We start from the raw sequence: 20185 nt of genomic DNA, 5'->3' as shown, positions 1-20185 counted from the left end.
GCCCCTTGAGGTCTACCGCAATTTGTTGCTCAACTACCACCCCTCGCCCGCTACTATTCAATGATCCCTGTGTTGCGCTTGGACTTGAAACTGCCGGGCGTTGAGGGGGTTGTTTTGCTACTTAAACGATAGCTGCTTACGCAAGTAGTAAATGCGCATAGAGCCTTTTTGTCTGATAAATAAAGATGCACAGGCTTTCTGGCAGCCTGCGCTGCGGCCAAGCTGTGCCGGAAGGGTAAAACCCAGCCAGAACGGGTGGCAGCAGGAATGCAGAAGACAAACCGCCGAAAAAAACCAAACGTTGGACGGGTTTCGGTTTGAATATCGGCTAACGGCCAAGAAATCGGCATTCGAATTGAAGACTTCAAAGCCCGCTTCAGACTGAACGGAAGCATTCAGTATTTGAAGCTACTTGCAAATAGTAGCCGTAACGTTGCTGGTGGCCTAACGCTAACCACCACCATATATAGTGGTATTCATGGCAAAACAACCTTCCATCTTTTCCACAAAAAAACGACGTCCTCCCAAGACGGATAACGGTGTTTGGACGCAGATACAGAACAGGTTCGCCAGGCCAATTGAGCTCAAAGCCAAAGAACAAAGGTCGAAAATCATATCGAAAGAAATTGCGGCCTTTAAAAAAACTCAAGTTCTTTCAAGCGTGAATGAGGTAATGCAGAAGTACGGGAAGGATGAAAAGCAAGCGAGAAGCATTACTGGATCAGTTCGCCGGCAGTTAGTCAAAGAGGAACAAGCCAGTGCCGATAGGCGAAGGCTACTTGCCTCTTTTCAAACTCCCAACCTTATCGAATCCAATGTATCCAGCAAGACTTTTAATTCTCCGATTGCTGCCAAGGGGATCATTGCAGACCCGATTCAATCATCAACCAAAGTCCCTGCGATTCTTTCCGCAAGTGATGACCTTCAAATCGCAAAAATTGCTTTGCAAAAAATTCGTCTGCAGCATGGTGCTGAAATACGCCAACGAGGCGAGCAGACATCGATTCAAGAAGGCTTTATTTACTTGGTGTCGCATCCTTTGTTTCATGGCTGGGTAAAAGGTGGAATGACCGTGGATTTCGAATTGCGGCTCGAGATGTATAACGTGGCTGATCCACTTTCAAGGTTTAGTCTTTCAAAAGTAAAGTGGGCCGCGTATAGAAGAACTGCAGAGAAAGAACTTCTGGACCGGCTTGCTAACATCGCTCAAGAGCGTCGTGGTGAATGGTTCAGGATTGAGTTCGAGCAGGCTTGCAATGCTTTTCACAGCATAAAAAATCAATTCCTGATTCTGTGAGCGTGTACCGTCAAACGCCTTCACAAAGATACCCAATTGGGATTAAAAAAATCTCGGTCGTATGTTTATAACGTTGCCGTCCAGCAATACTCTCATGAGCTGCCAAGCAGTAATTCCCGGCAACCACCCCGAAAGACGGCATTGAGGCCGTTCTCGCCTTCATTCACCGCCCCGTTCTGGATGCGCCGAGGAGTGCAAGGTCAGGTGGACAAGCGCTGGTGATTTTCTGAGTGAAGCGGGTTCAAACTCGGCCCCGCTTGGGCCGAGCGCCACCAAGAATTTCAAGCCATCTTGAAAATCTGATCGAACTACAAATTCAATAGCGAATAGCGCCCGTACTGCTTTCGCCAGAGCCTCATTTGGCCAAAAACCGCCGGGCGAAGCCAAAAACCCCCGGCTCATCCCTTGGAGATCCCCAACCGCCCCACCGCCAGCTGCGCCAGCTCGCGCTTGAGCACCTTGTTCGACGCATTCACCGGAAAGGCGTCAAACCACAGCACATGGCGGGGCACTTTGTAGTTCGCCATGTTGGCGCGCGCCCAGGCAATCAGGGCTTCGGGTGTCAGTTCGCTGCCGGCGCGGCGCACCACGCAGGCGCAGCCGACTTCGCCCATGCGCTCGTCGGGCACGCCGACCACGGCGACCTGGGCAATCGCCGGGTGGTCGGCCAGCTGGCGTTCAATTTCGGCCGGGTAGCAGTTGAAGCCGCCGACGATGAACATGTCTTTCAGGCGGTCGGTGATGCGCAGGTAGCCGCGTTCGTCCAGCACGCCGACATCGCCGGTGTGCAGCCAGCCATCAAGGTCGATGGCTTCGCGCGTGGCGGCTTCGTCGTCGAAATAGCCTTGCATGACGTGGTAGCCGCGCAGCAGCACTTCGCCGGGCTGGCCGGTGGGCACGGGCTGGCCAGCTTCGTCAATGCAGCGCACTTCGGTGCCGGGCATGGCGCGGCCGCAGGTGCCGGCGACGGTTTCGGCGCTGTCGCCGGGGTCGCAAATCGTGGCGCAGCCGCCGCATTCGGTCAGGCCGTAGGCGGTGGTGACGTTGGTGATGCCGAGTTCTTCGCGCATCCGGGTGATCAGCACCGGCGGCACGGTGGCCGCGCCGGTCACGGCCACGCGCAGCGAAGCAATGTCAAAGTCCTGCAGGCGCGGGTGCGCCAGCATGGTCAAAAATAGCGTCGGCGGGCCGGGCATGAAGCTGATGCGGTCGTGTGCGATGCGCGTCAGCACCTTGTCGGCGTCAAACACTTGCTCGGGATACACCGTCGCGCCCTGGATGAAGGCGGCCACCCAGCCGGCCTTGTAGCCGAAGGAATGAAAAAACGGGTTGACGATGAGGTAGCGGTCGCCCGGCTCCAGCCCGACGACGCGGCTCCAGGTGCTGAACGCGCGGATGGTCGGGCCGTGCGCCGACATCACGCCCTTGGGCCGGCCCGTGGTGCCCGAGGTGAACATCAAATCAGCCGTGCTGTCCGCGCTGAGCGCCTGCTCGCGCGCCAGCACCTGCGCGGGCGACACGGCGCAGCCCAGGCCCATGAAATAGCGCCACGCCATGTCGCCAGGCGGGCTGGTGTCGGCCTGAAAACCGTCGCGCAGCACCACGATGTGCTGCAGTGTGGCCGGGCGCTGGCCTTCGAGCAGCGCCGGGTAGTACTGACCCAAAAAGTCGCCAATACAAAACAGCACCTTGGTGCCGCTGCGCGCCAAAATGTCAGCCGCCTCGCCGCCCTTCATGCGGGTGTTCAGCGGCACCAGCACCGCGCCGGCCGCATGAATGCCGCAGGCGGCCAGAATCCACTCGTGCAGGTTGGGTGCCCAGACGGCCACGCGGTCGCCGGCCTGCACGCCCAGCGCGATCAGCGAGCGCGCCACGGCCTGGCTGCGCACCAGCAAATCGGCGTAGCTGATGGTGACTGCACCATCGACGATGGCCGATTGTCCTGAAAACTTGGCCGCCGACTGGCGAATCAGCGCCGGCAGCGTCTCTGGCAAATCGGGCGCGAGCGCCCAGGACGACGACTCGGAAACAGCGCGGACAGGCGCTTCAAAAAGCAGGCTCATGGGGGTTTACTCCGGAAATTTGATGCGCAGCCGCTCGCTGGTCGGCACGGCCTGGCAGGCCAGCGTCCAGGCCTTGGCAAGGTCTTTTTTGTCCAGCACGTCGTTGTGCCGCAGGTGCACGCTGCCTTCGACAACCTGACACATGCACGAGGCGCACATGCCGGCCTGGCAGGAAAACGGCGCGTTCAGGCCGGCCTTAAGGGCGGCTTCGAGCAGCGTTTCGTTGCCGCTGCAATGCAGCGTGTGGGTTTCGCCATTGAGCAGCACCTCGACCACGGCTTGGTCCACGGCACCGGGCAGCGGCGGCGCGGCTTGGGCGACGGCGTTGGCAGCGGCCAGGGTTTCCTCGTCGGGCAGGGAAGCAAAGCGCTCGACATGGATGCGCTCGGACGGCATTTCAATCGCCTGCAGCGCTGCCACGGCGGCATCCATGTAAGGGCCGGGGCCGCAAATGAAGGCTTGTGCGGCGCAGTGATGCCGCGCCAATTCGGCCAGCTGCGCCACCGACGGCACGCCCTGCACCGAGTCCAGCCAGTGGATCACGCTGAGCCGCGCCGGGTAGGCCTCGGCCAGCGCCTTGAGTTCGTTCTTGAAGATGACCGACTTTTCGTCGCGATTGGCGTACAGCAGGGTGATGCGGCCCGTGCCTTTGGCCAGCACCGAGCGCAGGATGGCAAACACCGGCGTGATGCCGCTGCCGCCGGCCAGCAGCAAAAAGTCGCCGCCCAGCGTGCGCGGGTGGAACACGCCTGACGGCGGCATCACCTCGATAATATCGCCGGCCTTGACGTGGTCGCAAACCCAGTTCGAGCCGCGCCCGTCCCGCACACGCTTGACGGTGACGCGCGGCGCGTCGTCCACGCCGGGTGCGCTTGACATGGAATAGCAGCGCGGCACATGGCGGCCCTCAATGCCAAGTCGCAGCGTCAAAAACTGGCCCGGCTGGTAAGCAAAGGCGTCGGCCAGCGCGGGCGGCACGTCAAACACCAGCGACTTGGTGTCGTGCGTCTCGTCCACCACCGCGCGCACGCGCAGCGCATGGTATCGGCTCATCATGAACTCCTTTTCAGCAAGCGCTCAGGCACTATGAAAATAATAGCTGTCAGCGCACGGCTGGCGTGCGCAAGAGGCAGTTTTGGCATTAAAAATGAAGGGATTACGGGCAATCTGGCCATCCAAGCGCTTGCGCTCACAGCCCCATGCCCAGAATGGCACTGTCGGCGCGAATCTCTGCACCGCTGATGGCCTGCGAATCATCGGACGCCAGGAACAGCAACACCTTGGCAATGTGCTCGGGCAAGGCGGCGCGGCCTTTGCGGTTGTTTTTGGCGTCAAACAGCAAGAACTTGGCCGGCACGCCGGGTGCGGAGGCCTGCATCATGGGCGTGTAGATGCCGTCAGGGTGCAGCGAATTGACGCGCACCGGGTGGCCGTTGTTGCGGCAATACAGCGCGGTGGCGCGGGTCAGCGCACCGACGGCGGCCTTGCTGGCGCTGTAGCCGGCGTAGCCTTCGATAGGCAACCAGGACGACACCGACGCCATATTCACAATGCTGCCGCCGCGCTCCTTCATGGCCGCCACGCCCTGCTGGCAACCCAGAAAGCACGAGTCAGCGTTGACCTGCATCAGCTGGCGAAACTGCGCCAGCGTGGCGGTTTCAATGCTGTCCGGAATCAAAATGCCGGCGTTGTTGATGAGGATGTCGAGCGGGCCAAAGCGCTGCTGCACGCTGGCGATGGCGGCGCTCCAGTCGGCTTCGCTGGCCACGTCGTGGCGCACAAATAAAGCGCGCTCGCCGCATTCGTCGGCCAAGGCCTGGCCGGCCTCAGCGTTGATGTCGCTGATGGCGACGAAAGCGCCCTCTTGCAGCAGCAGCTTGACGGTTTCACGGCCCACGCCGCTGGCGCCGCCGGTGACCAGCGCCACTTTGTCTTGTACTCGTCCCATCTTGATTCCTTTTTTATGCAGCCATGGCAGCGCGGCCAGCGCGCCTGCCGGAAAACACACAGTCGGCCAGCGACAGGCCGCTGATATAACGCGACGACGGCAGGCCGATGGCGGCGCGGCCCGCAGCAAACAAACCACCGATGCGCTGGCCGGCGGCGTCCAGCACCTGGCCGTTGCTCTCGTCCAGCACCAGGCCGCCCAGCGTCAGCACCGCCAGCGGAAAGGTTGGCGAGCCGATGGAAATGTCGAGCGCGTAATACGGCCCGCGCCCCAGGTCGTGGCGCATGTCGGGCGACTTGCCAAAGGCGTCGTGGTGTTCGCCGCGCGCTGCGGCGCTGGCACTGTCCAGGCTGGCGCGCAGCGTGACCGGGTCAGCCTGAATGCGCGCCGCCAGTGCCTCAGGCGTGGCGGCTTTTTTGGCGCTGAACAGCATCATGGCCAGCGCCGGCAGCGACTGAAACGCCCAGAGACCGCCAAACAAACACTGGCGCATCGCCTGCTTGCGCAGCTTGCCGTCCAGCACCAGCCAGCCGCGCCCGCCATGCTTGTCCACCAGTTCATGGCCCAGCGTCGCGCCGTAGACCTGTTCGTTGCAAAAGCGTTCGCCAGCGGCGTTGACGACCACGCCCTTGGGCCAGACCGATGGCGGCGTGATGAAGCGCCAGGCCGACACATTGTTCAGCGCCTGCGTCGCCGCGCCGGCGCTCTGGCCCAGACGCAAGCCGCTGCCGTCGCAGCCCGCGCCGCCAATCGGCCAGCCGCGCCGGGTGTGCGGTGCGTTTGCCTTGACCAGCTCGGGGTTGTAGATGAAGCCGCCCGTGGACAGCACGACGCCGCGCAGGGCGCGGATAAAGCGCGGTTGGGCGGCTTGTTGTTCGATTTGCGCCGCCTCGACCCGGCAGGCGGCGGCTTTGCCCGGCCTGAAGGTGCGCCAGCGCGCCACCTGACGGTTCAGCGCGGCATGGCGCAGCGTGGCGGGATCGCCCGGTGGCAATTCCCAGATTTCAACACCCAGCACCGCGCCCGGTTGGCTGTCGGCGCTGCGCTGGCGAACCAGCCGGCGCACGCTGGCCTGAGTGATGGCCACCGCGCCAGCGCGCAGCGTGGCGTCACGCAGCGCGGCATACAACGTCGCGCCCGACTGGCCCTTGGCCACGGCGCGGTGGCCGCGCGGCGCAGGCGCACCGCGCTCGCCCCGGCAAACCGGCACCACTTCGTTGCCGGAGTAATACAAAAACTTGCCCTCGGGCGGGTACGAGGTTTTGTGGTCGGGCATCGTCGCGGCAAAGCGCGCGCCCTGCGCTTCCAGCCAGGCCAGGTTGGCGACGCTGTCGTCGCAGAATTTTTGCAGGGTGGTGTCGCTGACCACGCCGTTGACCTCATGGCGCAGGTAGTCGGCCATGGCGTCCGGCGTGTCTTTAAAGCCCGCTTGCGTTTGATAAGGCGTGCCGCCGCCGGCATACACCACGCCGCCTGACAGCGCGCTGGCACCGCCGCCCTCGAAGCGGTCAATCACCCGCACCGAAGCGCCCGCACTGCGCGCCTCAATGGCCGCACAAGCACCGGCAGCACCCCAGCCGACCACCACCACGTCGGCGCTGTCACTCCAGTCGACGGCGCTGGCGTCGTCGACTTCCAGCGCTGGCGCAATCGGCGTGACGGTAGTGGGCCGCTTGCCTTTGCTCATGCCACGGCTTCCAGTTGCCAGGCGGGGGCCAGCAGGTCGGTGCGCTCCAGGGCAATCGGCTTACCTTGCATGGCAGCAATCGCGCGGTAGCCAAAGGTCATGGCCGGGCCGAGCGTCGAACCCGCGCCGGGATAGGCGGGGCCCATCACCGAAGCCGAGTTGTTGCCGATGCAGTACAGGCCTTCAATCACCTTGCCGGCACCGTCGAGCACGCGCGCATCACGGTCAGTCAGCAGGCCGCCCTTGGTGCCAATGTCGCCGGGGTACAGCTTCATGGCATAGAACGGGCCTTTGGCAATCGGTGCCAGGTTGGGGTTGGGCGACACGTTCACGTCGCCGTAGTAGCGGTCAAACACGTTGCCGCCCCGGTCAAACTCCAGGTCTTTTCCGGTGCGGGCAAAGTCGGTCATGCGGGCGGCGCTGGCCTTCAGGCCGGCAGCGTCCACACCGATATGGCCCGCCAGTTCTTCGAGCGTCTCGCCTTTCCAGTACACCGTGTTGAGCCAGCTCTTGCGCATCCGGCTGTCGGGCACGGCGGAGCCGGGCATGAGCGGACCAATCGGGTAATTGGCGCGGAAAGTGGCGTCAAACACAATCCAGGCCGGAATGCCGCCGCCGGTTTTGGCGTGGTTGGCAAACATGGCTTGCTGAAATTCAGGGTACGGGCCGGATTCGTTCAAAAAGCGCTCGCCGCGCGCATTGACCACCATGCAGCCGGGCAGCGAGCGCTCGACAAACACGGGGCGAAATTTCTCTTCCTTGGGCACTTCCATCGTCGGCACGCCCCAGGTGTGCGCCATCAGGTGCAGCTGGCCGCCTACGGCCGCGCCGGCGCGAATGGTGTCGCCGGTGTTGGCGTCCGGCGGTGTGGCCGTCCAGCCCTGCTGGGTCGGTTTGGGCAAATATTGGTCGCGCATTTCCTGGTTGCGCTCAAAGCCGCCCGCGCCCAAAATCACGCCTTTGCGCGCCTGCAGACGCAGTGTCTGGCCGTCTTTTTTGACCACCACGCCGGTGACGCGCCCGCCTTCGGTGATCAGCGATTCCATCGGTGTGTTCAGCGACAGCGCAATGTTGCGTTTACGCAGCGCCGTCAGCAGCCCGCCGACCAGCGCCTGGCCGCCGGTCAGGCGGCGGTCGCGCCGGCTTTTGCGTCGCCACGGGTAGTCCAGAAAGTAGCGCGCCATGATGCCCATCAGCATCCACTTGGCCTTTTTCTCGCGGGCCAGCATGGTGCGCGCCTGAAAGGCGTTGATGTTCATGCGGCCAAAAATCAGCTGCCCCGGATTGGTCGGGCGCATCAGCGCCAGGCCTTCAAGCCCGAGCTTGGCGGCGTTGAAATCAATCGGGTCCATCGTGCGGCCGCCGGGCAGCGAGCCTTGCACATGCGGGTAGTAATCCGAGTAATGCGGCATGCAGCGGTAAGGCACGCCAATTTCAGTCAGGTAGCGCGCCATGTGGCGCGCCGTCTCGACATAGGCCAGCACGCGGTCGTCGCTGGCCAGCCCCTTGGCGCAGGCCTTGACATAGCCAAAGGCCACGTCCAGGCTGTCGCGCAGGCCGGCTTTGGGCATGTCGTGGTTGTCCGGAATCCAGATGCCGCCGCCCGAAATGGCCGAGGTGCCACCGGCCAGCGCCGTTTTTTCGACCACCAGGGCTTTGAGCCCGGCGTCGCTGGCACGGATGGCGGCCAGCAGCGCGCCGGCACCGGAGCCGACGACGATCACGTCGAACGCTTGGTTGTCTGTCAAGTTTTGATCTTGCACGCCGTCTCCTGTTGTCATGCGTTAAGCCCGGGTCAGACGAAAGCGTCGGCGTTGGGCAGGCCCAGCATCACCGCGCCGTGGCTGCGGGCGTAGGTATCGGTGTTGTTGGCAATGTGGCCGCGCGCCACATGCAGGTCACGGAAGGTGCGCTCGATCGGGTTGGTCTTGAACACGCCACCTGCCGCGCAGGCGCGCATGATCTCGTTGACCGCCTCGGCGCACAGCTTGGGCACCTGCGATGACTGGGCACGCTGCATCAGGCGCTCTTCGACCGGCATCTTTTCGCCGCTCTTGGCGCAATCAACGATGCGCTGGAAGTTGCGGTGCAGCACCAGCTTGAGCTGGTCGGTGGTCATCATGGCTTCGCTCACCGCCAGCTGGGCGTTGACGTCCTCGGCGGTCTTGGCACCGTGCTTGCCGACAAAGCTGGCAGCCCGCGTGCGAAAGCTCTCGATGGCACCATCGGTCGCGCCAATGCAGGCGGTGGACACGGCGCGCTGGAACACCTGGGTAAACGGAATGCGGTAGAGCCAGCCGGGGTTGGTGGCGCGGCCCAGGCAGCCTTCGTCGCTGTGGTCGTTGGTGCGGTGCGTGCGGTGCGTGGGCACGAAGGCATTGGTCACCTGAATGTCGTGGCTGCCGGTGGCGCGCAGGCCCAGCACGTCAAAGTTGTTGACGATTTCAAAGTCCGCCTTGGGCAGCAAGAAGGTGCAGTGCTCCAGCGCGCCCGAGCCGTCTTTCTTGGGCAGCAGGCCGCCCAGCAAAATCCATTCGCAGTGCTGCGAGCCGCTGCTCCAGCTCCAGCGTCCGCTGAAGTTGTATCCGCCCTCGACCGGCTCGGCCTTGCCGGTGGGCATGTAGGTCGAAGCCGTCAGCGTGGTCGGGTCTTTGCCCCAGACATCGATTTGTGCCTGCTCGTGGAACAGCGGAATTTGCCAGTTGTGAACGCCGACTACGCCGTAGATCCAGGCCGTCGCCATGCAGCCTTCTGCCAGCGCCATTTGCACTTCATAAAACACGCGCGGGTCCATCTCGTAGCCGCCCCAGCGCTTGGGTTGCAGCACCTTGAAAAAACCCGCCTCCTGCATCTCGTCGATGGTGACGCGCGGCACCAGGCCGGCGTCCTCGGCGGCGCGGGCACGTTCGGCCAGGCGCGGTGCCATGGCGCGGGCACGCGCGATCAATTCAAGGGCTTCAGGGGTGAGGTAGTCGTCTTTCACGGGGTTCATGGTGTCGTCTCCGAAAGGCTGGGCCTGTGCGGCGCAAGGGGTTAATCCGCAAGGAGAATGCCTTGCGATGCACGCATATTCCCACCCGCCGCCAGCGCATTCATCGTCCAATCAGACTAAAAGCAAACCAGTGACCAAGGGCCGGCGCCTGGCCTAGTCCGTGTGAGGGATTCAACCCGTCCTGGCTGGCGGCAAGCTAGGCGTCCAGGCATCAGGAGACACACATATGGACCAACCCGCCCCGCCCTTTGACCCCAAAGACTTTCGCCGCGCGCTCGGCAATTTCGCCACCGGCGTCACCATCGTGACCACGAACGCGGCTGACGGCACGCCGGTCGGCATCACGGCCAACAGCTTCAACTCGGTCTCGCTGGAGCCGCCGATGGTGCTGTGGAGCCTGGCCAACAACGCGCGCAGCCTGCCGGTTTTCAGCGGCAGCGAATTTTGGAACGTGCATATTTTGTCGAACGAGCAGGAGGCGCTGTCGAACCGCTTTGCCCGCCCCAGTGAAGACAAGTTCACCGGCCTGGCGCTGGACGCACAGGCCAGCGGCGCGCCGCTGCTGCCCGGCTGCAGCGCGCGCTTTCAGTGCAAAAGCGCCTTCAAGTACGAGGGCGGCGACCACACCATCTTTGTCGGCGAAGTCGTGAAGTACGACAGCTGCGCCCTGCCGCCATTGCTTTACGTGACGGGCGGCTATGCGCTGGCGTCGCGCAAGGCAGCGCCCGTGTCGACCGAGCCGCTGGCGCAGCTGGAAGGCGCGTCGTACTCTGAAAACCTGCTGGGCTACCTGTTTGGCCGCGCCCACTTTCAGTTTGTGCATGGCATTCGCAGCACATTGCAGCAGCGCCATCTGTCGGACACCGACTTTTTCGTGCTCTCGCTGCTCAGCGTGCGCCAGCCGCTGGGTGCTGAAGAAATCGCCGCCCACATTGCCTACACCGGCGTAGACCTGGGCGCTGCTGCGCTGGCATCGCTGGTGCAGCGCGGCTTGCTGCAGGAAACCGGCGCGCAAGGCCTGCGCCTGAGTCCGGCGGGCGAAGACGCGATCTTGCACGTACTGGCCGCCGCCAAGGCGGTTGAGGCCGATCTGGTGGGCCGCATGGGCGAGCTGGAATCGGCCGCGCTGCGCAACCTGCTCAAGCAGGCGATTTTGGCAACCGACCCCGGCCTGCCCAAGCTCTGGACGCAGCCCATCTGAAGCGACGCAGCCGCCGTGGGTTGGCCACGGCAGCGCGCCGCAGCCCTGCCCCACGCTGCGCCCCCTTTTTTCCTTTCTTTTTTTACCCACATTCCATGCAAACCACCTACTCCATTCCAGAAGGCAAGTACCTCGACATTGGCGAAGTCGCCGGCTTGCCGACGCGCATCCACTACCACGAGCAAGGCGAAGGCGAAGCCGTCATCTTCCTGCACGGCGCAGGCGGCGGTGCCAGTGGCTACAGCAACTTCAAGGGCAATTACCCTGAATTTGCCCAGGCCGGCTACCGCGCCATCGTGCCCGATTTGATTGGCTATGGCCTGTCGAGCAAGCCCGACCTGCCGCAGTACGACCTGGACCTGTTCATTGCCGGCATCAAGGGGCTGGTCGATGGCCTGGGCTTGAAGAACGTCACGCTGCTGGGCAACTCGCTGGGCGGCGCGGTGGCGTTGGGCTATGCGCTGGCCTACCCCGACGACGTGGCGCGGCTGATCTTGATGGCCCCCGGCGGCGTCGAAGACCTCGACACGTACCTGGCGATGCCCGGCATTGCCAACATGTTCGCCATCTACAAATCGGGCAAGACCGGCGCCGAGGCGATGCGCGCCGTCATGACCATGCAGCTGTTCGACCCCAGCTTGCTGACCGATGAAATCATCAACGAGCGCGCGCCGATTGCCGCCACGCAGACGCAGGCCGCCCGCTCAATCCTGAAAGTGCCCAACATGACCGAGCAGCTGCACGAATTGCGCTGCCCGGTGTTTGGCTTTTGGGGCGTGAACGACCAGTTCAACCCGGCCAGCGGCACCATGAAGCTGATGGACAACTGTCCGCAGGCGCGCATGGTGCTGGTCAACCAGTGCGGCCACTGGGTGCAGGTCGAACACCGCGAGCTGTTCAACCGCAGCTGCATCGACTTTTTGCAGAACGGCTAAATGATGGACGCTACCACCATTGAAGCGCTGGGCGACGAGCTGTTCGACGCCTTGCGCGAGCGCCGCACGCTGACGCCATTCACCAGCCGCCACCCCGACATCAGCGTGGACGACGCCTATCGCATCTCGCTGCGCTTTCTGGCACGGCGCGAAGCGGCTGGCGAGCGCGTCATCGGCAAGAAAATCGGAGTCACGTCCAAGCCGGTGCAGGACATGCTGGGCGTGTTCCAGCCCGACTTCGGCTTTTTGACCGACACCATGCAGTGTGCCGACGGCGCGACCGTGTCGCTGAAAAAATCGGGTCTGATCCAGCCACGCGCCGAGGGCGAAATCGCCTTTATGCTCAAGTCCGACCTGCAAGGCCCGGGCGTGACGCGTGAAGATGTGCTGGCGGCGACCGAATGGGTCGCGCCCTGCTTCGAGATTGTCGATTCACGCATCGACGACTGGAAGATCAAGATTCAGGACACCGTGGCCGACAACGCCTCCTGCGGCGTGTTTGTCGTCGGCACGCAGCACACCGACCCGCGCGCGCTCGATTTGGCGGCAGCTTCCATGCAAATGTGGAAGAACGATGCGCCCGCCGGCTCCGGCCTGGGCGCTGCCGTGCAGGGCCACCCGGCTGAGGCGGTGGCCTGGCTGGCGAACACGCTGGGTGCGTTTGGCATACCCTTCAAGGCCGGCGAGCTGATCCTGTCGGGCTCTTTGGCGCCGCTGGTGCCAGCGGTGGCCGGCGACCGTTTCACCCTGCAGATCGAAGGCCTGGGCGGCTGCTCGATTGCTTTTTCAGACTAAGAAAACCCTTCAATGACCTCAAAGAAAATCAAGTGCGCCCTGATCGGGCCGGGCAACATCGGCACCGACCTGCTGGCCAAGCTGCAGCGCAGCCTGGTGTTAGAGCCGGTCTGGATGGTCGGCATCGACCCCGACTCCGACGGCCTGAAGCGCGCCCGTGAAATGGGCATCAAGACCACCTCGGACGGCGTTGACGGCTTGATTCCGCACATGAAAGCCGACGGCGTGCAAATCGTCTTTGACGCCACCAGCGCCTATGTGCATGCCGAAAACTCACGCAAAGTCAATGAACAAGGCGCGATGATGATCGACCTGACACCGGCGGCCATTGGCCCGTTTTGCGTGCCGCCAGTGAACCTCAAGCAGCATGTCGGCCAGCGCGAGATGAACGTCAACATGGTCACCTGCGGCGGCCAGGCGACGATTCCGATGGTCGCAGCCGTGAGCCGCGTGCAGGCCGTAGCGTACGGCGAAATCGTCGCCACGGTGTCGTCCAAATCAGTCGGCCCCGGCACGCGCAAGAACATTGACGAGTTCACCCGCACCACCGCCGGCGCGGTTGAAAAAGTGGGCGGTGCCAAAAAGGGCAAGGCCATCATCATCATCAACCCGGCCGAGCCACCGATGATGATGCGCGACACCGTGCATTGCCTGTTGGAAGCCGAGCCCGACCAGGACGCCATCACGCAGTCGATCCACGACATGATCAAGGAAGTGCAAAAGTACGTGCCCGGCTACCGCCTGGTTAACGGCCCGGTGTTTGACGGCAAGCGTGTGTCGGTGTTTCTGGAAGTCGAGGGCCTGGGCGACTACCTGCCCAAGTACGCCGGCAACCTGGACATCATGACCGCCGCCGCCGCCCGCACCGCCGAGATGTTTGCCGAGGAAATCCTCGCCGGCACGCTGGTGCTGACCCCCACGCCCGCCAGCGCTGCGCCTGCCGCCCTGGCCACCGCCTGAACCGCCTGAACCCCCAAGGAGCCACCCCATGAATTTGCAAGGCAAAAAAATCACCGTCCACGACATGACGCTGCGCGACGGCATGCACCCCAAGCGCCACCTGATGACGCTGGCTGAAATGAAGGGCATCGCCTGCGGCCTGGACGACGCCGGCGTGCCGCTGATCGAAGTCACCCACGGCGACGGCCTGGGCGGCAGCTCGGTCAACTACGGCTTTCCGGCGCATACCGACGAGGAATATTTGAGCGCGGTAGTTCCGCTGATGAAGCGCGCCAAGGTATCAGCGCTGCTGATTCCCGGCATCGGCACCGTGGACCACCTGCTGATGGCCCGGGACCTGGGCGTGAGCACCATCCGCGTGGCCACGCACTGCACCGAAGCCGATGTCAGCGAGCAGCACATCAGCAAGGCGCGCGCGCTGGGCATGGACACCGTCGGCTTTTTGATGATGGCGCACATGGCCAGCGCCGACAAGCTGGTGAGCCAGGCACTGCTGATGGAAGGCTATGGCGCCAACTGCATCTATGTGACCGACTCGGCCGGCCACATGCTGCCGGGCGACGTGAAGGAAAAACTGAGCGCCGTGCGCGCTGCCCTCAAGCCAGAGACCGAGCTGGGCTTTCACGCCCACCACAACCTGGCGATGGGCGTGGCCAACTCCATCACCGCCATTGAATGCGGTGCCAATCGCATCGACGCAGCCGCCGCCGGCCTGGGCGCGGGCGCAGGCAACACCCCGATGGAAGTGCTGGTGGCCGTGTGCTCGCTGATGGGCATCGAGACCGGCGTCGATGTGTTCAAGATTCAGGACGTGGCCGAAGACCTGGTAGTGCCGATGATGGATTTCCCGATCCGCATCGACCGCGATGCGCTGACGCTGGGTTACGCCGGCGTCTACGGCAGCTTCCTGCTGTTTGCCAAGCGCGCCGAGAAAAAATACGGCGTGCCGGCGCGCGACATTCTGGTCGAGATGGGCCGGCGCGGCATGGTCGGCGGCCAGGAAGACATGATTGAAGATACGGCCATGACGATGGCGCGCGAGCGCCGGGAGCGGGCCGCCGCCTGAAGCCGCACAGCATTGCCCGGCTTGCCGTGGTGCCTGCGCCCTCTTAACCGGGGCCAGGCAAAAACGGCAACAGCACGGGGCTGAAATGAAAAAAGGAGGCGCTGGCCTCCTTTTTTTACGTGCGCATGGCACTGAATAAATACTATGCTTTTGATAGCTGTCAGCGCCCGTCCAGCATGCGCCAGCGGCTGTTTTTACTATATTTCAAGGAAAAACATCGCTAAAAAGGCCAGACCGGGGCGGCTGCGCCCGCATTTGAGGCTACTGCGTCTTACCAGCGGTTGGAGGTCATGGCCATTTGCCATGACGTGCCCGCAGGGGGAGCGCCTGCGCTGTCGGCAGTTTGGGAGGCGCTGCTTGAAAAAGCCAGGGGCGTCAGCGACGGCAGGCTCATCAGCGAAGTGCCCAGGGCAATGGCAACGGTAGCGGCAAGAATCCAGCGTGAACGGCGGCTTTTCATGGTGTGTCTCCTGGTTTCAATGAACAGGCTTTTCAGCCCCTGTGGTTCCTGGGGAACTCTGTTTTTTCTCGGCAGGCCCCGCTTGTTGCGGGGCCATGGCGCAAGTATCAAATCAATGAAACCGTGCAACATCACCCGTTTGAACTAAGGGTTTTCCTTGAAACGCTTTACTTTTTCAAGTTTGGTGACAGTGCTGCTCTGGTTAACCCCATGATTGCTGGCGCTGCCGCCACCCAGCACCTGCCAAGCGGTTTTTTCAGGGCTTGGCGACGTGTGCGTCAGCGGTCGCCAGCGGACGCCACAGCCAGACGGCCAGCACCGGCACGACTGAAGAAGCCAGTGCAAACACCAGCAAGCCGCCAAAGCTGCCGCCCGCGACGATCTGGCCGGCCAGGCCGGGCCCGGCCATCGAGCTCAGCGCAAAAGCACCCGGCACCAAGGTCACGGCGCGGCCGCTCGGGTCACTGCGCGCAATGGCGGCCGTCTGGAACACGCAGCCGCAGGTGAAGGCAAATTCCCAAACCCACGCGCCCAGCGCAAAGCCGACAAACCCGGTGGTGCTGGCGCTGGCCAGAAGCGCCAGCCCTGCACCAATGACTGTCAGCACCAGCAAGGCGGCGCGCAGCGGTGACAGGCGCTCGCCCAGCGCCGCCACGCTGAAGGCGGCCACGCCTCCCAGCAGCTTGAGCAACGCAAAGACAATGCCCATTTCGGTCGGGCTGACCTTGAGCGACGCGCCGATGCGCTCCAGGAACGCCCACAGGCCAATGTTGCCGACCAGAAATAAAAAGAACAGGGCAAGTGCCCGCCACGAAGCTGCGGGCAATGCGCGGTGTCCGGTGGCAGCCACAGGCGCGCCCTGCACCGCTGCCGCCCCGGCGCTGGGCGGGCCATGCGGCACCCACAGCGCCGACAAGCCCAGCAGCGCCACCACACCGGCCAGCGCCAGCGCCGCGCCGGGGTATTTGAAATGTGCAATCACCAATGGCGGCAGCGCAAACAGCACCAGCGCCGTCACCGACAGCTCGACGCCCTGGCGCACACCAAAGGCGCGCACCTTGTTGGGCAGGTCCGACAAAATGCGCATGCCCAGGCAGGTCATGGTCGAGGCAAAAAAGCCGATCAGCGCCCACATGCCATACAGCACCGACACGCTGCTGACCCCGACGCTGAGCGCAAAAAACAGCGCGGTGCCCGCCGTGCTGACCACCGTCAGCACGCGCCAGTTGAGCCGGTTCATCCACAGCGGCGCGCCCAGCGTGCCGACCAGGTAGCCGGCAAAGCAGACCGAGCCCATCAGCCCGGCGGCGCGTGCGTCCAGCCCGAACGAGTCGGCCATGCTGCCCAGCATCACCGGAAGCAGGTTGAACGGCAGCCCGCCAATGGTCGAGGCCAGGCTGGCCGACAGCATGAAGGCGATCAGCGTGCGGTCACGCAGTGCGGTGGGGTGCATGAAACAGTCTCCGGCTGGCCGGCGTTCAGGGCCAGCCTGGGTTTAAAAAGCGTAGTCAGGCAGCGGCTGGCTGCCATCCAGCGTGTGCACCGTCACCCCCAACTCGCGCAGCAGCGGCAGACTCAAGACGCAGCGGCCCGAGAGCTGTGCCTGCGGGCGCGAGCACAGTTGCAGCGCAGCCTCGGCCATCGCTTCTTCAGGCTCCATGTGCGCGACGGCATCGATGGCGCCGGTTTTCAGCGCGCCCGCACTGGCCACGGCCTCGACCGGTGCCAGCGTGTTGACGGCAATATTCACCGGCGCCAGCTCGGCGGCCATGCCGGCCGACGTGCGCTCCAGCGCCGCCTTGGTCGAGCCATACAACGTGGGCGAGGTGTTCTGGTGGAACTGGTAAGAGCGGTTTTTGGGGTCGTAAGGTGCCGGGTCGGGGTGCAGCACGGTGGTGCTGGAAAGGTTGAGTATCCAGCCGCCACCGCGCTCGACCATGCTTTCAATCGCCTGCTGCGACAGCTCCAGCGGCGCAAAATAATTGATCTCAAACGCCAGTCGGGTGTAGCGCGGCAACTGCTCACGCGTGGGTTTGAAGCGTGCCCAGGCGGCGTTGTTGACCAGAATATCGACGCCGCCAAAGTGCGCCACCGCTTCTGGAACGATGCGCGCGCGGTCTACCGGGTTGCTCAGGTCGGCCTGCACGCAATGGCATTCGCCGCCCCGCGCGCGGATGCGCTCGGCGGTTTCCCGCAGCGATCCGGGCAGCTTGCCATCGGCCTCCAGCGTGCGGGCGGTGATGACCACCTTCGCGCCTTCGGCCGCAAAGCGCTCGGCAATCGCCGCACCAATGCCCCGGCTGGCACCGGTAATGATGGCGACTTTGTTTTTCAGCGTATCGGACATGAGAAAACTCCTTGAAAGAAGCGCCGTGCTGGCAAGCCAAAGCGGCCTCCGCACGGCGTGCGGTGGCAAAAGGCGCGAAGTGCAAAGCGGGAACGCAGGCCAAAGGCGCGCAGGCCAGGTCAAGCCGGCGGCAACGCCCCAGGCCGTGCCGCGTGTCACATATAGAGCATCACCAGGTCGTTGATGACCGAAGGCCGATCCTGGCCAACGCAGTGGATGTTGATTTCCATCACCACCTGCACGCCGCGCTTGAGCTGCTCGACCGACTTGATGCGGTAGCGCCCATGAATGCGGCAGCCCGACGGCACCGGCGTGGCAAAGCGCAGGCGGTCCGAGCCGTAGTTGACGATGTTGACGAAATCCGTCACCTCAAAGTCCATCGGCATCTTCAGCTGGCTGGTCAGCACCTGCACCAGCGAGCCGTGGGCAATGGTGGTGCTAAACGGGCTTTGCGCACGCGCCTTTTCGGGGTCGGTGTGAATCCAGTAATCGTCGCCCGACAGCGCGGCAAACTGGTTGATCAGCGCTTGCGTGACTTCAAACTGGTTGGACCAGGCCGAGAACTCCTCGGACACCAGCGAGCGCATGGCGTCGATGTCCTTGCAGCTGACCTGGCGTTTGGGCGCTTCGGTTGCCGCTCCCGGTGCGGTTTCGGTTTCGGTTTCGGTTTCCGCTGGTTTTTCACCGGTGATGACATTGGCATGTGCCGACTCAACCGGCGTAAAGCGCAGCAGCGTGGCGCTGCCGGGCCGCTCGTCAAACACCGGGCGCACGCGCTGGCCAACACGCAGGTCTTCTGGCTGCACGCCGACCATCGTCGTGTTGATGTGGACGCCTTGATCGAGCGCAACCACGGCCAGCAACTGCGGCATCTCGTCGCTGAACTCGGGCAGTGTCGGTACGCGCGCCACGGTGAAGGTGTAGAGCGTGCCTTCGCCAGACACAGTTTTCCAGGTCAAATCGCGCGAGCCGCAGGTCGGGCAATGCGTGCGCGGAAAGAACAGCCAGTGACCGTGGTCGCACTGCTGGATGCGCACTTCATGCGCTTTCAGACCGTCCCAGAACGGGGCGGAAATAGTCGTCGGTTGGGGCAGGGGTTTGTTCCAGCTCATGACTCAGGCTCCTTTCAAAATCAAGGCACCCTGCTCGCTCATGACACCGCCGGTGCCAGAAACATAGGCCATGTCGTGGCGCGCCACTTGGCGCTCACCCGCGCGGCCCTGGATCTGGTGCATGGCCTCAATAACCTGCGTCATGCCGCCGGAGCTGCCGGTCTGGCCAAAGCTGAGTTGTCCGCCATGGGTGTTCATTGGAAAGTCGCCCTTGAATGTGAAATCGTGTTCGCGCAAAAACTGCATGCCCTCGCCCTTGGCGCAAAAGCCGGCGTCTTCCAGCGTCAGCAGCACGGTGATGGTGTAGCAGTCGTAGATTTGCGCCATGTGCATGTCGGCGGGCGTCAAGCCCGCCATGGCAAAGGCGCGGCGCGAAGCCGGGCCAATCGGCGTGGCCAGCATGTCGGCCGCGTAGGTGGGCGACTTGGTTTGCACATGCTCGCCGCAGCCAATCACTTTCACGCCGCGATGCCGGCCTTTTTTGGCCTTGTCGTCGCGCGTGACGACCACGGCACCGCCGCCGGCCACCGGCATGACGATTTCCAGCATGCGCAGCGGCTCGGCCACCATGCGCGATGCCAGCACGTCCTCGACGGTGATCGGCTGGCCGTAGAACATGGCGTTGGGGTTGTGACAGGCGTTGAAGCGCTGGTCGACGGCAATGCGCGCCAGGGCGGCGGCGTCGTAGCCGTGGATGGCAGCGTAGCGCTGTGCAATCATGGCGTAGCCGGTGTTTTGCGCCATGTGGCCGTAGGGCAAATCCATCTCGGCCTCAGGCGCGCCAAAACGCGTGCTGTGGCCACCAAAGCGCGACGCCTTCATCACCTCGGCCATGTGGTTGTCGTTGGGCGCAGTGGGCGCCATGCGTGACGGAATCACGCACACCACCGTGTCGCACATGCCCATCTCAATGGCCATGGCCGCGCGCCAAACGGCACCGACCGAACTGGCGCCGCCCAGGTCGACCACCTCGGCAAAGTTCAGCGGCACGCCCAGGTATTCGCCGGCCATCGCCGGCACGAACATGCCGGCCTCATGGAACTGCGGCCCGACGGTGATCAGCCCGTCCACGTCGGCCAGCGACAGGCCGGCATCCTCCAGCGCCTGCGTGGCCAGGTCGGCCACCTGCTCCAGATGAAACATCTGCGGTGCGGTAGAGTATTTCTCTGGCTTGTATTGCGCGGCGCCAACCAGCGACGCCTGTCCTGTGAGTCCCATGGGTTCCTTCGGTGAATATGTCGGTAGCTTGCATTGTGGGCAGCCGCGCCGGGTCATCCATCGTCCAACAAGACTATTTCGCATGGCAAACCGGGCGATAGCAG

General features: G+C 63.5%; 17 protein-coding genes. 6 read left to right on the top strand and 11 right to left on the bottom strand.

All coding sequences use genetic code 11. From position 1 onward, the window contains the following. Window positions 1–478 precede the first annotated feature (478 nt). The gene (locus RCH06_RS12290; RefSeq protein ID WP_327081756.1) at window positions 479–1297 is read left to right on the top strand and encodes a GIY-YIG nuclease family protein; all 819 of its coding nucleotides are present in this window, start codon (window positions 479–481) and stop codon (window positions 1295–1297) included. A 398-nt stretch (window positions 1298–1695) separates the two neighbouring features. On the opposite strand, the gene RCH06_RS12285 is transcribed toward RCH06_RS12290, so the two are convergent. The 6 genes from RCH06_RS12285 to RCH06_RS12260 form a co-directional block, all read right to left on the bottom strand. Beyond that, the gene (locus RCH06_RS12285; RefSeq protein WP_327081755.1) at window positions 1696–3360 is read right to left on the bottom strand and encodes a FadD3 family acyl-CoA ligase; all 1665 of its coding nucleotides are present in this window, start codon (window positions 3358–3360) and stop codon (window positions 1696–1698) included. Window positions 3361–3366: 6 nt separating this feature from the next. Beyond that, window positions 3367–4413, bottom strand: coding sequence for a ferredoxin--NADP reductase (locus RCH06_RS12280; RefSeq protein ID WP_327081754.1), 1047 nt, complete (start codon window positions 4411–4413; stop codon window positions 3367–3369). A gap of 136 nt (window positions 4414–4549) precedes the next feature. Further along, a complete protein-coding gene (locus RCH06_RS12275; protein WP_327081753.1) occupies window positions 4550–5308 on the bottom strand; it encodes an SDR family oxidoreductase in 759 nt (252 codons plus the stop codon). A 13-nt stretch (window positions 5309–5321) separates the two neighbouring features. Then, window positions 5322–6995, bottom strand: coding sequence for an FAD-binding protein (locus RCH06_RS12270; protein WP_327081752.1), 1674 nt, complete (start codon window positions 6993–6995; stop codon window positions 5322–5324). After that, the gene (locus tag RCH06_RS12265; protein ID WP_327081751.1) at window positions 6992–8743 is read right to left on the bottom strand and encodes an FAD-binding protein; all 1752 of its coding nucleotides are present in this window, start codon (window positions 8741–8743) and stop codon (window positions 6992–6994) included. The genes RCH06_RS12270 and RCH06_RS12265 overlap by 4 nt, the downstream gene beginning before the upstream one ends. A gap of 47 nt (window positions 8744–8790) precedes the next feature. Then, window positions 8791–9987, bottom strand: a complete 1197-nt coding sequence (locus RCH06_RS12260) for an acyl-CoA dehydrogenase family protein (RefSeq protein WP_327081750.1) — start codon at window positions 9985–9987, stop codon at window positions 8791–8793. A gap of 226 nt (window positions 9988–10213) precedes the next feature. On the opposite strand from RCH06_RS12260, the gene RCH06_RS12255 reads away from it, so the two are divergent. The 5 genes from RCH06_RS12255 to dmpG all read left to right on the top strand — a co-directional run bounded on the left by RCH06_RS12255 (window position 10214) and on the right by dmpG (window position 14944). Further along, on the top strand, window positions 10214–11188 hold the full coding sequence (locus tag RCH06_RS12255) for a flavin reductase (protein ID WP_327081749.1): 975 nt from the start codon (window positions 10214–10216) through the stop codon (window positions 11186–11188). 95 nt (window positions 11189–11283) lie between these two features. Continuing rightward, complete coding sequence (locus RCH06_RS12250) at window positions 11284–12123, top strand: alpha/beta fold hydrolase (RefSeq protein WP_327081748.1); 840 nt, start codon at window positions 11284–11286, stop codon at window positions 12121–12123. Window positions 12124–12126: 3 nt separating this feature from the next. Further along, the gene (locus tag RCH06_RS12245) at window positions 12127–12918 is read left to right on the top strand and encodes a fumarylacetoacetate hydrolase family protein (RefSeq protein WP_327081758.1); all 792 of its coding nucleotides are present in this window, start codon (window positions 12127–12129) and stop codon (window positions 12916–12918) included. Window positions 12919–12930: 12 nt separating this feature from the next. Further along, window positions 12931–13878, top strand: coding sequence for an acetaldehyde dehydrogenase (acetylating) (locus RCH06_RS12240; protein WP_327081747.1), 948 nt, complete (start codon window positions 12931–12933; stop codon window positions 13876–13878). A gap of 28 nt (window positions 13879–13906) precedes the next feature. Then, window positions 13907–14944 carry a 4-hydroxy-2-oxovalerate aldolase gene (gene dmpG / locus RCH06_RS12235; RefSeq protein WP_327081746.1) on the top strand — a complete coding sequence of 346 codons (1038 nt, stop codon included), beginning with the start codon at window positions 13907–13909 and terminating at the stop codon, window positions 14942–14944. 271 nt (window positions 14945–15215) lie between these two features. On the opposite strand, the gene RCH06_RS12230 is transcribed toward dmpG, so the two are convergent. The 5 genes from RCH06_RS12230 to RCH06_RS12210 all read right to left on the bottom strand — a co-directional run bounded on the left by RCH06_RS12230 (window position 15216) and on the right by RCH06_RS12210 (window position 20081). Continuing rightward, on the bottom strand, window positions 15216–15404 hold the full coding sequence (locus tag RCH06_RS12230) for a hypothetical protein (RefSeq protein ID WP_327081745.1): 189 nt from the start codon (window positions 15402–15404) through the stop codon (window positions 15216–15218). A 256-nt stretch (window positions 15405–15660) separates the two neighbouring features. Next, complete coding sequence (locus tag RCH06_RS12225; RefSeq protein WP_327081744.1) at window positions 15661–16857, bottom strand: MFS transporter; 1197 nt, start codon at window positions 16855–16857, stop codon at window positions 15661–15663. 42 nt (window positions 16858–16899) lie between these two features. Beyond that, window positions 16900–17751: an SDR family NAD(P)-dependent oxidoreductase gene (locus RCH06_RS12220; RefSeq protein ID WP_327081743.1), complete on the bottom strand. Its 852-nt coding sequence runs from the start codon at window positions 17749–17751 to the stop codon at window positions 16900–16902. A gap of 155 nt (window positions 17752–17906) precedes the next feature. Then, window positions 17907–18863, bottom strand: a complete 957-nt coding sequence (locus tag RCH06_RS12215; RefSeq protein ID WP_327081742.1) for an OB-fold domain-containing protein — start codon at window positions 18861–18863, stop codon at window positions 17907–17909. 3 nt (window positions 18864–18866) lie between these two features. Then, on the bottom strand, window positions 18867–20081 hold the full coding sequence (locus tag RCH06_RS12210) for a thiolase family protein (protein WP_327081741.1): 1215 nt from the start codon (window positions 20079–20081) through the stop codon (window positions 18867–18869). Between the last annotated feature and the right edge of the window lie 104 nt (window positions 20082–20185).

This window comes from Polaromonas sp. CG_9.5 (genome assembly GCF_035984465.1).
Lineage (GTDB): Bacteria > Pseudomonadota > Gammaproteobacteria > Burkholderiales > Burkholderiaceae_C > Polaromonas.
This window is presented reverse-complemented; position numbering and strand designations above follow the sequence as displayed.